Genomic DNA, 15,482 nt, shown 5'->3' on the forward strand with positions numbered 1-15,482 from the left:
TGCTAGCATCCGCCCATGATCGAGCACAGGCGTACGGCGGGCGGGCTCGTCCATGCGGGCGTGGTCGTGGCGGCATGCGCGATTGCGGCGGCGCAGCAACCGGCAGCGCCGGTGATTCCCGCCTGGGTCGACGTGAAGCCGATTGCGCCGCCGCGGACGCCGCTGCCCCCCGAGGCGGCGACGGCGCAGGTCACGCGGTTCTCGTTCGTCGCCTACGGCGATACGCGCTCGGGCGGCCCGACCGCGACGGCGCCCGACGACGGGCAGGCGCCCAACGCGGCGCATGCCGTCGTCATGGACGCGATGCTGGCGAAGGTGAAGGAACTGTCGTCGACGCCGGCGCCGGTCCGCTTCGTCCTGCAGTCAGGGGACGCGGTGTTGCGCGGCGTCGAAGGATCGCGCTTCAACATCGGCTTCACGCCGATCATCGAGCGCCTGACCGCAGGGGCGAACGTGCCGTATTTCTTCTCGGTCGGCAACCACGACACCACGTCGGCGTCCGCGCCCGGCGATCCGCTGCGCGCCGTCGGGCTGCACAACACGCTCACGGCGATGTCGAAGCTGATTCCCGCCGAGGGATCGCCGCGCCGTCTGAACGGCTACCCGACCTACGCGTTCGGCTACGGGAACATGTTCGTTCTTGCGATCGATTCGAACATCCCGGCCGATCCGGTGCAGCTGTCGTGGGTCACCAGCCAGCTCGAACACCTCGATCGCGGCCGCTTCCCGCACATCGCCGTGTTCTTTCACCATCCGCCGTTTTCATCCGGACCGCACAGCGGCGCCTCGGCCGACCCGGTGCCGGGCACGGGACGCAAGGCGGCGGATCGTCCGGAGGCGCAGACCCTCGCGATTCGAAATCTGTACATGCCGCTGTTCCGCAGGCATCACGTGCGGCTGCTCATCACCGGGCACGAGCATCAGTACGATCATTTCGTCGAGCGCTACGACGACCAGGGCGTCACCCACCGCATGGACGTCATCGTCACCGGAGGCGGCGGGGCGCCGATTACGACGTATTACGGCGAGCAGGATCTGCGCGCCTACCTGGCCGCGGGGGCGGCGGCGAACGTGAAGGTCGAGCACCTGATGAAGCCGGGCATGACGCCGGCCGAGAATCCGCACCACTTCGTCGTCATTCAGGTGGACGGCGACAAGCTGCTCCTCGAAGTGGTCGGCACCGGACCGGCGCCCTACGCGCCGTATCCCGGCGGCGTCTCGAAGCTGTCGTTGAGCGACGTCAGGCGGTCATCCTGACGTCGCCGATGCAGCGCGCCAGCCGTCGGATCCCTTCCTCCGCGGTCGCGGGCAGCACGCTGGTGAAGCAGAGCCGGAGATCGGAGCCGCCGGCCGGATCCGGGTAGAAGGCCGGCCCCGGCACGAACGTGACGCCGGCGGACAAGGCGCGGTCGTGCAGCGCCGTGGCGTTGAGGCCCGCGGCCAGACGGCACCACAGATACAGGCCGCCGTTGGGGCGCGCAAAGCGGATCGCGCCGGCCGGGATGTGGCGCTGGATCGCGGCGATCATCTGCGTGCAGCGCCTCGCGTGCTCCGTCCGCAGGCTGCGCAGGTGCGCGTCGAACGCGCCGCGCTGCATCAGCCGCGCGACGGCGAGCTGCACCAGATTGGGCGTGTGCGGATCGAGGCGCTGCTTGATGATGGCGATCTGCTCCACGATGGACGGCGCCGCGGCGATCCAGCCGAGACGGAGCCCGGGCGCCATCACCTTCGAGAAGCTGTTCAGATAAATCACCAGGTTGTGATCGTCCAGCTCGCGCAGCGACGGCGGCGGCGCCTCGTTGAAATAGAGATCGCGATACGTCGCGTCCTCGACGATCGGCACCCGGTAGCGCTGCGCCAGCGAGAGCAGCTCGCGGCGCAGCCGGATCGTCATCGTCGCGCCGGTGGGATTGTGGAACGTCGGGTTGGTGTAAATCAGCTTCGGGCGATAGCGGACGAGCAGATCCTCGAGCTCGTCGCTGTCGCCGCGGACGATGTCCCAGCCAATCAGTTTCGCGCCGGCGGCGCGGAACGACTGGATCGCGCCGAGATACCCCGGACGATCGAGGATCACGGCGTCGCCGGGATCGATCAGGCAGCGCGCGAGCAGGTCGAGCCCCTGCTGCGCGCCCGACAGGATCAGCACGCTCTCGCGCGGGACGCGGTAGCGGTCGGCGATCGCGGTGCGCAGCGGCAGTTGTCCTTCGGTCGCGCCGTGCCCCCAGACGCCGTCGGCGTCCGTCGAGAGCGCGTGATTGACCGCCTCGAGGAACGCCTCGTTCGGAAAATGATCGATCGCGGGCTCGCCGGCGGCGAGCGACAGGAGCCGCGCGTCGGCGGAGTGGCGGACGACGTCACGCAGCGTCGAATCGCTCGAGCGCAGCGCCGCGGCGGCGATCTTCCCGCGCCAGGCGAACGGCGTGCCCTCGGGCTCGGGCGCGGCGCACACGAAGGTGCCGCGGCCGACGTAGCCGCGCAGCAGGCCGCGCGATTCGAGCTCGCGGTAGGCGCTGACCACCGTCGTGCGGCTGATCTTCAGCCGCTGCGCGAGCGCGCGCTCGGGCGGCACGCGCGCCCCGGAGGGCAGCTCGCCGCGGGCGATGGCGGACTCGAGCAGCGAGACGAGATGGCCGTACAGCGGCCGTTCGGTGCGGACGAACTCGCGTTCTATGGACAGCATCGGGAAGACCTCTTGGACCGCCACTATCCTCCGAAAGCGGGCCAATTGGGAAGTCCAATCCGCCCTTGGCGCCGGGGGCGGGCAGTCCAATCAGGAAAGGTCCTCTTTCAGGAGGTCGGTGTTGATGGCAAAGGCCGCCTCCGCCCCTTCCGCGGCGGCGACGACGACCCACTGCACCGCCCGCGACGCGTCGCCGGCCACGTACAAACCGGTGAGATGCGTCGCTTCGTACTTGCCCGTGCGGACGGTGCCTTTTTCGTTGATCTCGCAACCGAGCGCGCGGGCCAGCTCCGACTGCTGCGTCTGTCCGGTCGTGAAGAACACCGCACGGCGCGGCAGCGCGTCGCCGCTCTCGAACACGATCCGCTCGACCGCGCCGGTCCCTTCGAGGCGCGCGATGCGCTCGTCGCGGACGGTGATGCCGTTGCGCGTCAGCCGCGCGATCGCGTCGGCATCGAGCTCCGCCGGACCATCGGTGCAGAGCACGATGTCGCGCGACCATCCCGTCAGCTCCAGCGACAGCCCGAGGCCGCGCGCGCCGCGGCCGTACACCGCCAGCGGCTGATCGCGCACTTCCCAGCCGTCACAGTAGGGACAATGAAAGACGCCGAGCCCGTACAGCTCTCGGAAGCCGGGGATCGCCGGCAGGTTGTCGACGACGCCGGTGGCGATCAGCAGCTTGCGCGCGGCGAGGCGCACGCCGTCCTGCAGCGTGACGTGGAAGAGACCCTCGTTGCACTCGGCGCGGGTGACTTCCGCGTCGCGCAGCTCGACGGTCTCGTAGCGGCGCATCTGCTCGCGCGCGATCGTCAGGAACTCGGCGGGGGGCATGCCGTCGCGCGTGAGGAAGCCGTGCATCGCGCGCGACGCGGCGTTGCGCGGGCGCCCGGTGTCGCACACCAGGACGCGGCGGCGGCTGCGTCCCAGAATGAGCGCGGCGCTGAGGCCGGCGGGGCCGGCGCCGACGATGATGACGTCGTACATGTCTCATGCTGACATGAGTCGGGCGCCGCCGCGGTCGGGCGCGGCGGCGGGTGCCGGGCGCAGCGTCAGCGGCGCTGGGATCCGAGCCAGCGGTCGCGGAAGGTCTTCTGGTCGGCGCTCGGGGTGCCGCCGGCGTCTTCGAGGAGCACGGCTTCGAGATCCGGATCCTCGCGGAGTGCGACGTTCGCGGTTCCGCTGGTGCTGCCGCGCTTGAAGCCGATGACGATCCGGTCGCCGGGCTTCTTCGCGGCAATCGCCTCGGTGAGCTGCTGGATCGACGCGACTGCCTGACCGTCCGCTTCGACGATGGTGTCGTTCTGCTCGAGCCCTGCTTCGTACGCGGGCGTGCCCGGCGCCTGCAGGTTGCCGAGACGATTCGGTGCGTCCCCCGCGCGCAGGTCGCCCGCCCAGCCGCGCCCGGCATTGCGCTTGCGCAGCACCACGCCGGCGCGCTGCATCAGGCGCGCGTAATCGACGACCTCGCGCCCGACCATGTAGCGGCGGTAGAAGTCTTCGGCGAACGCGCGGTCGCCGGACACCTCCGCGAGGCGGTCGCGGAGATCGGCGAGGGTGTAGGGCCTGGCGACGAGACCGGGCTGCGGACCCCCGGGCTTGCCGTGCGCCTTCCACATCGCCCGCATGAAGTCGTCGAGCGTGACCCTGCCGTTCGTCCTGTCGCGCAGCGAGAGATCGAGACCGAGCGCGACGGCGCCGCCGTAGGTGTAATACGAGATGAACGTGATGCCGAAGTTCGTCGGATCGACGGAACGCGCGGCGTCGGTGAACGGCGCCATGTGGCTCATCTCCACCGGCGAGCGGAACCGCCGCCCCGGGCCGTTGATGACGGCGCCGGCGAGGCTGCCCATGCCGGCGACGGTGCGCCTGACGTCCGCCAGCCCGGCCCGCCCCATGATGAGCGAGCCGTAGTACTGCGTGAATCCTTCGGCCACCCACAACAGGTCGGTGAGGTTCGCTTCCTCGTAGTTGAACGGCTCCAGCCCCTGCGGACGGATTCGCTCGACGTTCCAGGCGTGAAAGAACTCGTGCGACGCCGTGCCCAGCCCGCTGCGCACGCTGCCCCGCCCGCTCACGACGGTGCTGTTCCGGTGCTCCATGCCGTCGCCGCCGTTGCCCGGCAGGTAATCGGCCAGGAACGTGTACGACCCGGTGTCGAACTCCGGATACTCGCCGAACACGGTCACCGCCTCGCGCACGATCTTCTCGACGCCGGCGGCGTACTCGTCGATGTCCCGCTCGGCGCTCTCGGTATGGATGGCCGCGCGAATCGCGAACGTCTTGCCGTCGGGATTGGCGACCGTGAACTCGCGGACGGTGTGCGCGCTCAGCTCGGTCGGGCTGTCGAACAGGTACTGCAGGTTCGGCGCGGTGAAGGTCCACGGATCCGAGGTCGGAAACAGCTGCGTCGCCGGGCGCCAGTTCGAGCCGGGCGGCGGCGCGAAGGTGACGCGCGCCGGGCGTGCATCCATCTGCCGCGCCCACATCAGCGTCGCCGGCAGGTTCATGTGCGCGTGCGTCGTGTCGATGCCGAGGTAGGTGCCGTCGACGAGATTGCCGAAGATGCGGTAGGTGATCCGCACCGTGCCGTCGTGTCCGGCGACGTCCCACTGATACGGGTTCGGCCGGGCGAGGGTCAGCTCTTTCCCCTTGCCGTCGAACGCGCGCACGTCGAAGACGTTCTTGGCGAACTCGTGGACGGCGTAGCGCCCGGGCGACGATCGGCTCATACGCGCCTGGAGGGTCGCGCCGGGAACGTTCGGGAACGTGACTTCCACGGCGGCCACGTGATGCTCCGCTTCGGGGAACGAGACCCGGTAGACGACGGCGGCGGCGCCGGCCTGCTGCCGGGCAGACAGCGGCGTGCCGAGCAGGATGGCGAGGGCGAGGACGGTCGAACGCATCGGCTTCTCCGAAGATGCCCGAACGGGGCGGGGCTCAGTGACGGATCACGCGTGACCTCGGCCGAGCGCGATCACGCACAACAGCTCGAACATGATGTTGGCCGCGAGCAGCGACGTAATCTGGCCCGGCCCGTCGAACACCGGCGCCACTTCCACGACGTCGCAGGCGACGAGGTTGCTGCCGGCCAGCGCGCGCACCAGTTCCTGCGCCTCGTAACTGGAGACGCCGCCGACCTCCGGCGTGCCGGTGCCCGGCGCGTACGCCGGATCCACGCAATCGATGTCGAACGTGACGTACAGCGGCCGGCTGCCGACGATCTCCTTGACCCTCGCCATCGTCGCCGCGACGCCGCCGCTCTTCAGCATGCGGATGTCGATGGTCGTCACGCTGCTGCCCCGCTGGAACGCGAAATCCTCGTCGTCGCCGTACATCGGGCCGCGGATGCCGACCTGCACGTAGGTGGCGGGATCGATGATCCGCTCCTCGATCGCGCGGCGGAACGGCGAGCCATGGAAGTACTTGCCGCCGAAGTAATCCCCCCACGTGTCGATGTGCGCGTCGAACTGCACGAGCGCGAGGGGTCCGTGCCGCTTCGCCGCGGCGCGAAGGCACGGGAGCGAGATCGAGTGATCGCCGCCGACGACGAGCGGGATGGCTCCCGCCTCCAGCACGCGCGAGACGCCGGCCTCGATCGCCGTGTAGGCGGCTTCGATGCCGACCGGCGGCGCGTCCACGTCCCCGGCGTCGACGATGGTCAGCTCGGCGAAGGGCGAGACCCTCTGGAAATAGGAGTACGGCCGGATCAGCGACGACTGTGACCGGATCTCGCGGGGTCCCAGCCGGGCGCCGGACCGGTACGAGGTGCCGCTGTCGAAGGGCACGCCGAGGATCGCGACGTCGACCCCCGCGAGATCGGTCTGGTGCGGCAGCCGCATGAACGTCGCCGGCTGCGCGAAGCGCGGGCTCGTACCCGAATCGAGCTGCCTGGACTTCACTAGCTTTCCCGGACCCACTTCCACATTTCGCCGAACGTCGCCGCCTTGCCCTGCATCAACAGCCCGGTGCGGAAGATCTTGCCCGCCGCGTACACGGCGGCGACGGTCGTGACCGCGGAGATGGCGACGGCGAGGACGATCTGCCACACCGGCGGACCGGGCGGAATCATGATCCGCAGCAGCATCAGGAACGGCGCGGCGGTCGGGAACAGCGACAGGCCCATCGACATCGAGCTGTCGGGCGCGTTCAGGATCGCGAACCACGTCATCCACGGCAGCATCATGATGAGCATCGCCGGCGTCATCATCCCCTGCGCGTCCTTGAGGTCGGAGCACGCGGCGCCGATGGTGATGAAGATCGATCCGAACATGAACGACGCCATGACGAGGAAGAGCATCAGCCAGCCGACGTCGCTCACCCGCAGCGCGTCGCCGTATCCCATGTAGTTGGCGACGCCGGCGCCGCCGGCGATGTAGACGGTCGCGAGCAGGACCGAGACGGCGACGCTGCCGATCAGCTTGCCCATCATCAGCTCGAACGGCGTGACCGATCCGATCAGCACTTCGCTGATCCGGCTCATCTTCTCTTCGATGACGCTGTTGAGCAGCTGCGGCGCGCCCGACATCACCGAGAACAGCAGGATCATCATCATGCCGACGGGAATCGCCATGGTGCGGACCTTGTCGACCGCCACGGCGGCGCGAATCTGACCGCTGGCGTCGCGCTGCAGCAGCCCCAGCTCCTCGAGATCGGTGCGCCTCGTCAGCCGCGCCACCAGCGCGCGGTCGATCGCCGCCTGGCGGAAGCGCTGGTTCATGATCTCGCGGTTGACGACGTTGCCGATCCAGCTCGGGAGCGTGCGATACGAGGGATGGTTCGAGTGATAGCGGATGGTGCCGGTGGCTGCCGGATCGAGCGCATCGGCGGGGATCTCGACGAACGCGTAGATGTCGTCCTTCCGCACCCGATCGGACAGCGCGGCGCGCGCGTGCTCGTCCTGCTCGCCGAACATCTCGGGGGCCGGCAGGAAGCGCGGCGCGGTCTGGACGCCGGTGGCGGCGGCGCCGCGGTTCCACTCCTCCGCCGCGGCCGCCACCGCCGGATACAGCACGCCGGTGCGATCGATGATGACGAAGCGGCGATCCCGGATGTCGGTCGCGTTGCGGGTGAACTTCTGCACGCCGAGCGCAATCGCCATGAAGACGGGCATCAGCAGGATGCCGACCAGGAACGCCTTCGAGCGGGTCAGCGTCGTGAACTCGGAGAGCGCGACGATCAGCGTCTTGGCGCTCATACGGACGCGTCCTCCCCCGCGGCGGGACGCGCGATGCGGACGAAGATGTCGTGCAGCGAGGGGCGGGTGATCTCGAAGTGGTGCACCGGCGTGCGCTGCGCGAGCTGCTGCAGGAACCGCTGCGCGTCGCACGACAGCCGCACCTCCTGCAGCTGGCCGTAGTCGTTGACCGCGTCCACCCCGGGAATGCCGCTCAGCGCGACGGCGCCCGCGCTGGTCCGCAGCCGCACGGTGTCGAAGCCGTACTGCGCCTGGATGTCGTGGAGCGTGCCGTCGAGAACCTTCCTGCCGCGGAAGATCATGAAGATGCGATCGCACATCTTCTCCGCGGTCGCCATGTCGTGCGTGCTGAACACCACCGTCGCCCCGCGGCGGCGCATCTCGAGCACCGCGTCCTTCAGGGTTTCGGCGTTGACCGGATCGAGGCCGGAGAACGGCTCGTCGAGGATCAGCAGCTCCGGCTGCGAGACCACGGCGGCGACGAACTGCACCTTCTGCGACATGCCCTTCGAGAGCGACTCGATCTTCTTGTCGTCCCACCCCTGCATGCCCATGCGGGACATCCAGTCGGCGATCTGCGGATCCAGGTCGGCGACGCTGCGCCCTTTGAGCTGACCGTAATAGCGCAGCAGCCGCCGGACGGTCATCTTCTTATAGAGACCGCGCTCCTCCGGCAGGTAGCTGACGCGGTCGCGCGCGGCGACGGCCTTGGGCCGGCGCCCGGGGCGCCTGGCGTCCGGGGCGGGACCGCCGCCGGACGAGTCGAGCACGTCGATGTGCCCCTCGTCGGGCAGCAGGATGTTCATGATCATCCGCAGGGTCGTGGTCTTGCCGGATCCGTTCGGTCCGATGAAGCCGTAGATCGAGCCGCGCGGCACGGTGAGCGTCAGCCGGTCGACGGCGGTGAGGCCGTTGAACCGCTTGGTGACGTCGGTCAGGCGGATGGCGTCGGTCACGGTGCGCACATTCTAGGCCCAGGCGCGCCCGGTGTGGGGTTTGACAGCTTGTGAAAGATTTCACATTATTATCGCCGGCCGCACACCGTTCGCGTACGCAAAACGCGCGCACTTCGATATAGTTGTGGGCTTTGACGGTCGGCAGCAGTCCAGACGATGAGTCAGATTTTCCATCGCAGCACAAACCTCTGGTCCAAGTTCAGCATCGCGGCCGGCCTCATCTTCGTGGGGTTCATCGGCTGGGTGGTCGTGACGATGTCGTGGTCGGGATACACGACGGGCCAGGGGGTCATCAAGGACCAGCCGGTCCAGTTCAGTCATGCGCATCACGTCGGCTCGATGGGCATCGATTGCCGCTACTGCCATACGACCGTGGAGGAGTCGGCCTTCGCCAACATCCCTCCCACCAAGACCTGCATGAACTGCCACTCGCAGATCTGGACCAACGCCCCGATCCTCGAGCCCGTGCGGGCCAGTTTCCGTGAGAACCGCCCGCTGCAGTGGCAGCGCGTCCACGATCTTCCCGACTTCGTGTACTTCAACCACAGCATTCACGTCGCGAAAGGGGTCGGCTGCGCCACGTGCCACGGTCCCGTCGACCGTATGCCCCTGATGTACCAGGAGAACAGCCTCCAGATGAGCTGGTGCCTGGACTGCCACCGCAATCCCGCGAAGTTCGTCCGCCCGCGCGATCAGGTCTTCAACATGGCCTATCAGCGCCCCGCCGACGACCCCGGACTCGGCGAACGCCTGGTGAAGGAATACAAGATCGCGGACTCCCTGCAGCTCACGAGCTGCTCGACTTGCCACAGATGAGGCTGGCGACCGGCTGTTCGCCGTTCACGGTCGGCGGCTCGCCGTCCCCGCTTGCTGGCTGCAAGCTGCAGACTGCTAACTAGTTATGGATTTTTCCGCAATTCGATCGCGACTGGCCGGATCCGAGGGGCGACTCTATTGGCGCAGCCTCGGCGAGCTCGCCGATACGCTGCAGTTCCGCGAGTATCTCCACCGCGAATTCCCGGAGCAGGCCTCCCAGTGGAACGATCCTCAGGGACGCCGCCAGTTCCTGAAACTGATGAGCGCGTCGCTGGCGCTCGCCGGCGTCAGCGCCTGCACGCGCCAGCCGGCGGAAAACATCATTCCGTTCGTCCGTCAGCCGGAAAACATGGTTCCGGGGCGTCCGCTGTTCTTCGCGACGGCGATCCCGTTCGCCGGCGTGGCCGCGCCGGTGCTCGTCGAGAGCCACGAGGGTCATCCGACCAAGATCGAGGGCAACCCGCAGCATCCCGCCAGCCTCGGCGGCACCGACACGTTTACGCAGGCCTCCATTCTCGACCTCTACGATCCGGATCGCATCAAGACCGTCCTCTTCCGAGGCGAGGTTCGCGGGTGGGGCGACTTCCTGACCGCGATGCAGACCGTGCTCGGCGACCAGCGATCGAAGCAGGGGGCGGGCATCCGCTTCCTGACCGAGACGATTACGTCGCCGACCGTCGCCGAGCAGATCACCCTGATCCGGCAAGCCTACCCGCAGGCGCGATGGCATCAGTGGGACGGCGTTCCTGTCGGCACGAACGGCGCCGCGCCGGCCGGCGAGCCCACGTATCACTTCGACAAGGCCGACGTCGTCGTCACGCTCGACGCCGATTTCCTGACCTGCGGTCCGGCCAGCATCAGGTACTCGCGCGACTTTGCGAATCGCCGGAAGGCCGGCATCGACGCGGGACACGAGGCGGCTCCGGCGGAAGGGGCGGCGAATGCGGCGGCGCAGGCGGCTCCGGCCTCGCCGATGAACCGGGTGTACGCGATCGAGAGCACGCCGACGCTGACCGGCGCCAAGGCGGATCATCGTCTCGCGCTGCGCGCATCGGAGATCGAAGCGGCCGCTCGCGCGCTCTCGTCCGGCGGATCGGGCGGATCGTTCTCCAACGGCAACGCCGCGAAGTTCCTCGCCGCCGCTGCCAAGGATCTCCAGGCCCATCGCGGCCGATCGGTCGTCGTCGCCGGCGAGTATCAGCCGCCCGCGGTGCACGAGCTCGCGCGCGCGCTGAACCAGTCGCTCGGCAACGTGGGCTCGACGGTGACCTACGCGCCCCCCGTGGCGGTGAACGCCGGCGATCAAATCGCCTCGATCCGCGACCTGGCGCAGGCCATGGACGCGGGACAGGTCGCGCTGCTGGTCATCATCGGCGTCAACCCCGTCTTCACCGCGCCCGCGGATCTGAAGTTCCAGGAGAAGCTCGGCAAGGTGCAGCTCTCGATCGCGCACACGATGTTCGTGGACGAGACCGCGACGCTCTGCCACTGGAACCTGCCGATGGCGCACCCGCTCGAAAGCTGGGGGGACGCGCGCGCCTACGACGGCACCGTCACGATCATGCAGCCGCTGATCGCGCCGCTCTACGAAGGCCGGACCGTTCCCGAAGTCCTCGCGACGTTCGTGACCGCACAGGCCGGCAAGAGCGCGCACGATCTCGTGCGCGACTACTGGTCGCGCGCGCAGGGCGGACAGGTGGGCGGCTGGACCATCACCGATCCCACCGGCGAGCCGTTCAAGAGCCCTGACAGCTTCTGGAAGCACGCGCTGCACGATGGGTGGATCGCGGGAACCGCGGGGGCGGGCGCGGCGGCAGGGGCCGCCGCCATCAACGATCCCGCGCCGCCGGCAGCCGGACAAGCGGCGGCCCCCGCCGCCGGACAAACGCCTGCAGCAGCCCCGTCCCAACCGCCGGCGCCGGCCGCGGCAGGGGGCGGGCTCGAAATCATCTTCCGCCCGGACCCGACGATCTGGGACGGCCGCTTCGCGAACAACGGCTGGCTGCAGGAGCTGCCCAAGCCGATCACCAAGATCACCTGGGACCCCACGGCGTGGATCAGCCCGCGCCTCGCCGAATCGCAGCACCTGCGCGACGGCGACATCATCGAGCTGCGCTATCGCGGCAACACCGGCCGGCTGCCGGTCACGATCGTGCCGGGCCATCCCGACAACTCGGTCACCGCGTTCTTCGGCTACGGCCGGCAGATCGTCGGCCGCGTCGGCAAGGCGCACGACGACGACGCGCAGCAGTTCGACGTGTTCCGGCTGCGGACGTCGGACGCGCCGTGGTTCGGCACCGGCCTCGAGATCGCCAGGACCGGCGATCGCTACACGATCGCGCGCACCCAGGAACACCACCTGATGGAAGATCGCGATCCGGTCCGCGCCGCGACGCTGCAGGAGTTCCAGAAGACGCCCGACGTCATCTCGCACATGGGGCACACGCCGCCGCGCACGATGACGCTCATCCCCGAGTGGGAATACAACGGCTACAAGTGGGGCATGGCGATCGATCTGACTTCGTGCACCGGCTGCGGCACCTGCACGATCGCGTGTCAGGCCGAGAACAACATTCCGGTCGTCGGCAAGGATCAGGTGAACCGCGGCCGCGAGATGCACTGGATCCGCGTCGACCATTACTTCGCCGGCGATCTCGAGGATCCCAAGACCTACCACCAGCCGGTTCCGTGCATGCAGTGCGAGGCGGCGCCCTGCGAGCTGGTCTGCCCGGTGGGCGCCACGACGCACAGCTCGGAAGGGCTGAACGACATGGTCTACAACCGCTGCGTCGGCACGCGCTATTGCTCCAACAACTGCCCGTACAAGGTGCGCCGGTTCAACTTCCTGCTGTATCAGGACTGGGAGACGTCGAGCCTGGAGCCGCTGCGCAATCCGGACGTCACCGTCCGCAGCCGCGGCGTCATGGAGAAGTGCACCTACTGCGTGCAGCGCATCAACTACGCGCGCATCGACGCCAAGCGCGAGGATCGGCGGATCAAGGACGGCGAAGTGGTCCCGGCCTGCGCCGCCGCGTGTCCGGCGGATGCCATCGTCTTCGGCGATCTGAACGACGCGGAGAGCCGGGTCGCGAAACTCAAGAAGCTCGAGCGCAATTACGGGCTGCTCGAGGATCTCAACACGCGCCCGCGGACGACCTATCTCGCCGCGATCCGCAACCCGAACCCCGAACTGGAGCCGGCCGGCGGCGCCGCACGAACGACACATGATTGAGACGAACCAGCCAATGAGCGTGCAGGGGACTCATGCTTAATCCCAAACCCGCGACGTACGCGCCCGCGCCGCTCATCGAGCCCGGACACACGTTCGGCTCGATCACCGACAAGATCAGCGGCGTCGTCCTTGGCACCCGGACGCCGCTCAGCTGGTTCATCGTCGTGTCGATCGGCCTGATGCTGATGGGCGGCCTCGGGCTGGCGGTGGTCTACCTGCTGATCAAGGGCACCGGCATCTGGGGCGTCAACCAGCCGGTCGGGTGGGGCTTCGCGATCATCAACTTCGTCTGGTGGATCGGCATCGGCCACGCCGGGACGCTGATCTCCGCCATTCTGCTGCTGCTCCGCCAGGGCTGGCGGACGTCGATCAACCGCTTCGCCGAAGGCATGACCATCTTCGCGGTCATGTGCGCCGGCCTGTTCCCGCTGATCCACACCGGCCGTCCGTGGCTGGCGGCCTACTGGTTGTTCCCGTATCCCAACAGCATGGGGGTGTGGCCGCAGTTCCGCAGCCCGCTGATCTGGGACGTGTTCGCGGTCTCCACCTACTTCACGGTGTCGCTGCTGTTCTGGTACGTCGGTCTGATTCCCGACCTGGCGACGCTGCGCGACAAGGCGAAGACGAGGCCGGTGAAGATCATCTACGGCGTGCTCTCGCTCGGCTGGCGGGGATCGGCGCGCCACTGGCAGCGTTACGAGCACATCTACCTGCTGCTGGCCGGGCTGTCGACGCCGCTGGTGCTCTCGGTCCACACAGTGGTGAGCTTCGACTTCGCGATCGGCATCATCCCGGGGTGGCACGCGACCATCTTCCCGCCGTACTTCGTCGCCGGCGCGATCTACGCCGGCTTCGCGATGGTGCTCACGCTCGCCATCCCGCTGCGCAAGATCTACGGCCTCGAAGACTTCATCACCATGCGCCACCTCGAGAACATGGGCAAGGTGACGCTGGTGACCGCGCTGATCGTCGGCTACGGCTACGTGTCGGAAGCCTTCTTCGGCTTCTACAGCGCGAACAAGTACGAAGGCTTCATGATCTGGAACCGCATGACGGGTCCTTACGCGCCGTACTACTGGACGCTGATCTTCTGCAACATCATCACGCCGCAGTTCCTCTGGCTGAAGCGCGTCCGCACCAGCACGCTGGGCCTGTTCCTCGTCGCGATGGTCGTCAACGTCGGCATGTGGCTGGAGCGGTTCGTCATCGTCATCACCAGCCTGCACCGTGACTTCCTGCCCTCGTCGTGGGGGATGTACTACCCGACGATCTGGGACTGGATGACGTTCGTCGGCACCATCGGCCTGTTCGTGACGCTGTTCTTCCTCTTCGTGCGGTTCCTGCCGATGATCTCGATCTTCGAAATGAGGACGATGGCGCCGGAGGCGAAGCTGAAAGAGTCGGAGGGCCACTGATGAGCGCCGCGCACACCGCGTCCGCCGCCCCGTTCGGCCTGATGGCGGAATTCGAGAACCCGAGCGCGCTCGTGGCGGCGGCGAAGCGGACCTACGAGGCCGGCTACCGCAACATCGATACGTTCTCCCCCTACCCGATCGAGGAAGCCTGGGAGGCGATCGGCCAGCAGGATCGCCGGCTGTCGAAGATCGTGCTCGCCGGCGGGCTGGCCGGGCTGCTCACCGGCTTCGCGCTGCAGGAGTGGGTGCACCAGCTGGCGTATCCGATCAACATCGCGGGCAAGCCGCTCAACAGCTGGCCGCAGTTCGTGCCGGTCATGTTCGAGCTGACGATCCTGTTCGCGTCGCTGTCGGCGGTGATCGGCATGATCGTGCTGAACGGGCTGCCGCAGCCGTATCACCCGGTCTTCAACGTGCCGCGCTTCGAGCACGCCTCGCGCGATCGGTTCTTCCTGCTGGTCGAGTCGACCGACCCGAAGTTCGATCGCACGAAGACGCTGGACTTCCTGAAGGGGCTCAATCCCAGTGAGATCAATGAAGTTGAGCCGTAGCCGCCGCCCGCGTCCCGCTGTCCGCCTGCCGCTGGCCGCGGCGCTGCTCATCGCCGGCGCGTCGGTCGCAGGCTGCCGGCAGGACATGCACAACACGCCGGTCGGCCAACCGCTGCGCGAGAGCCTGTTCGTCAAGAACGTCTCGACCTCGCGCGCGCCGGTCGAGGGGACCGTGGCCCGCGGCACGCTGCAGGACGATGCGGCGTTCTTCACCGGCAAGGAGGGGGGAGCGCCGGTGAACGCGCTGCCGTTCGCGCTGACCGCGGAGGTGCTCGATCGCGGCGAGCAGCGGTTCAACATCTACTGCTCGCCCTGCCACGGCGTCTCCGGGCGCGGCGACGGCATGATCGTGCGCCGCGGCTACCGCCAGCCGCCGTCGTTCCACATCGATCGGCTGCAGCAGGCGCCGCTCGGCCATTTCTTCGACACGATGACCAACGGGTTCGGCGCGATGCCGGATTACCGCGCGCAGATCATGCCGCGCGATCGCTGGGCGATCGCCGCCTACGTGCGCGCGCTGCAATTGAGCCAGCACGCGACCGCCGCGGACATCCCGGCCGACGAACGGCAGAAGCTCGGACAGCCGGCGGCCAGGCCCGAAGGCGGCGCGGCGGCGGGCCAGCACAAGTAATCACTAA

12 protein-coding genes are annotated in these 15,482 nt (G+C 68.2%); 6 read left to right on the top strand and 6 right to left on the bottom strand.

The annotated features are described in order from the left end of the window. Nucleotides 1-15 precede the first annotated feature (15 nt). The gene (locus tag VFK57_16270) at nucleotides 16-1,257 is read left to right on the top strand and encodes a metallophosphoesterase (GenBank protein ID HET7697270.1); all 1,242 of its coding nucleotides are present in this window, start codon (nucleotides 16-18) and stop codon (nucleotides 1,255-1,257) included. Here VFK57_16270 and VFK57_16275 read toward each other — a convergent pair. The 6 genes from VFK57_16275 to VFK57_16300 form a co-directional block, all read right to left on the bottom strand. Continuing rightward, nucleotides 1,241-2,680, bottom strand: a complete 1,440-nt coding sequence (locus VFK57_16275) for a PLP-dependent aminotransferase family protein (protein HET7697271.1) — start codon at nucleotides 2,678-2,680, stop codon at nucleotides 1,241-1,243. The genes VFK57_16270 and VFK57_16275 overlap by 17 nt on opposite strands. Nucleotides 2,681-2,770: 90 nt before the next feature. Further along, the gene (locus tag VFK57_16280) at nucleotides 2,771-3,664 is read right to left on the bottom strand and encodes an NAD(P)/FAD-dependent oxidoreductase (protein HET7697272.1); all 894 of its coding nucleotides are present in this window, start codon (nucleotides 3,662-3,664) and stop codon (nucleotides 2,771-2,773) included. 65 nt (nucleotides 3,665-3,729) lie between these two features. Then, complete coding sequence (locus VFK57_16285; GenBank protein HET7697273.1) at nucleotides 3,730-5,583, bottom strand: PDZ domain-containing protein; 1,854 nt, start codon at nucleotides 5,581-5,583, stop codon at nucleotides 3,730-3,732. A gap of 45 nt (nucleotides 5,584-5,628) precedes the next feature. Beyond that, nucleotides 5,629-6,579, bottom strand: coding sequence for an agmatinase (gene speB / locus VFK57_16290; GenBank protein HET7697274.1), 951 nt, complete (start codon nucleotides 6,577-6,579; stop codon nucleotides 5,629-5,631). Beyond that, nucleotides 6,579-7,874, bottom strand: coding sequence for an ABC transporter permease (locus tag VFK57_16295; protein HET7697275.1), 1,296 nt, complete (start codon nucleotides 7,872-7,874; stop codon nucleotides 6,579-6,581). Before VFK57_16295 ends, speB begins: the two co-directional genes overlap by 1 nt. After that, on the bottom strand, nucleotides 7,871-8,830 hold the full coding sequence (locus VFK57_16300; GenBank protein ID HET7697276.1) for an ATP-binding cassette domain-containing protein: 960 nt from the start codon (nucleotides 8,828-8,830) through the stop codon (nucleotides 7,871-7,873). Before VFK57_16300 ends, VFK57_16295 begins: the two co-directional genes overlap by 4 nt. Before the next feature lie 156 nt (nucleotides 8,831-8,986). Between VFK57_16300 and VFK57_16305 the strand changes: the two genes are divergently transcribed. The 5 genes from VFK57_16305 (at nucleotide 8,987) to VFK57_16325 (ending at nucleotide 15,475) form a co-directional block, all read left to right on the top strand. After that, complete coding sequence (locus VFK57_16305; protein ID HET7697277.1) at nucleotides 8,987-9,646, top strand: cytochrome c3 family protein; 660 nt, start codon at nucleotides 8,987-8,989, stop codon at nucleotides 9,644-9,646. An 85-nt stretch (nucleotides 9,647-9,731) separates the two neighbouring features. Then, nucleotides 9,732-12,878: a TAT-variant-translocated molybdopterin oxidoreductase gene (locus VFK57_16310; protein ID HET7697278.1), complete on the top strand. Its 3,147-nt coding sequence runs from the start codon at nucleotides 9,732-9,734 to the stop codon at nucleotides 12,876-12,878. A 32-nt stretch (nucleotides 12,879-12,910) separates the two neighbouring features. Continuing rightward, nucleotides 12,911-14,293: an NrfD/PsrC family molybdoenzyme membrane anchor subunit gene (gene nrfD / locus VFK57_16315; GenBank protein ID HET7697279.1), complete on the top strand. Its 1,383-nt coding sequence runs from the start codon at nucleotides 12,911-12,913 to the stop codon at nucleotides 14,291-14,293. Next, complete coding sequence (locus VFK57_16320) at nucleotides 14,293-14,844, top strand: DUF3341 domain-containing protein (protein HET7697280.1); 552 nt, start codon at nucleotides 14,293-14,295, stop codon at nucleotides 14,842-14,844. The genes nrfD and VFK57_16320 overlap by 1 nt, the downstream gene beginning before the upstream one ends. Continuing rightward, entirely contained in the window at nucleotides 14,828-15,475 is a 648-nt protein-coding gene (locus tag VFK57_16325) for a cytochrome c (GenBank protein ID HET7697281.1), read from the top strand. The genes VFK57_16320 and VFK57_16325 overlap by 17 nt, the downstream gene beginning before the upstream one ends. The last annotated feature ends 7 nt before the right edge of the window (nucleotides 15,476-15,482 follow it).

The sequence above is a fragment of the Vicinamibacterales bacterium genome, from assembly GCA_035699745.1.
GTDB lineage: Bacteria > Acidobacteriota > Vicinamibacteria > Vicinamibacterales > 2-12-FULL-66-21 > JAICSD01.

Bases quoted from the DNA above. Each gene is read 5' to 3' on its own strand.
- VFK57_16280 (HET7697272.1), bottom strand. From the start codon at position 3,664: ATGTACGACGTCATCATCGTCGGCGCCGGCCCCGCCGGCCTCAGCGCC.
- VFK57_16270 (HET7697270.1), top strand. From the start codon at position 16: ATGATCGAGCACAGGCGTACGGCGGGCGGGCTCGTCCATGCGGGCGTG.
- VFK57_16305 (HET7697277.1), top strand. From the start codon at position 8,987: ATGAGTCAGATTTTCCATCGCAGCACAAACCTCTGGTCCAAGTTCAGC.
- VFK57_16310 (HET7697278.1), top strand. From the start codon at position 9,732: ATGGATTTTTCCGCAATTCGATCGCGACTGGCCGGATCCGAGGGGCGA.
- VFK57_16275 (HET7697271.1), bottom strand. From the start codon at position 2,680: ATGCTGTCCATAGAACGCGAGTTCGTCCGCACCGAACGGCCGCTGTAC.
- VFK57_16325 (HET7697281.1), top strand. From the start codon at position 14,828: ATGAAGTTGAGCCGTAGCCGCCGCCCGCGTCCCGCTGTCCGCCTGCCG.
- nrfD (HET7697279.1), top strand. From the start codon at position 12,911: ATGCTTAATCCCAAACCCGCGACGTACGCGCCCGCGCCGCTCATCGAG.
- VFK57_16295 (HET7697275.1), bottom strand. From the start codon at position 7,874: ATGAGCGCCAAGACGCTGATCGTCGCGCTCTCCGAGTTCACGACGCTG.
- VFK57_16320 (HET7697280.1), top strand. From the start codon at position 14,293: ATGAGCGCCGCGCACACCGCGTCCGCCGCCCCGTTCGGCCTGATGGCG.
- VFK57_16285 (HET7697273.1), bottom strand. From the start codon at position 5,583: ATGCGTTCGACCGTCCTCGCCCTCGCCATCCTGCTCGGCACGCCGCTG.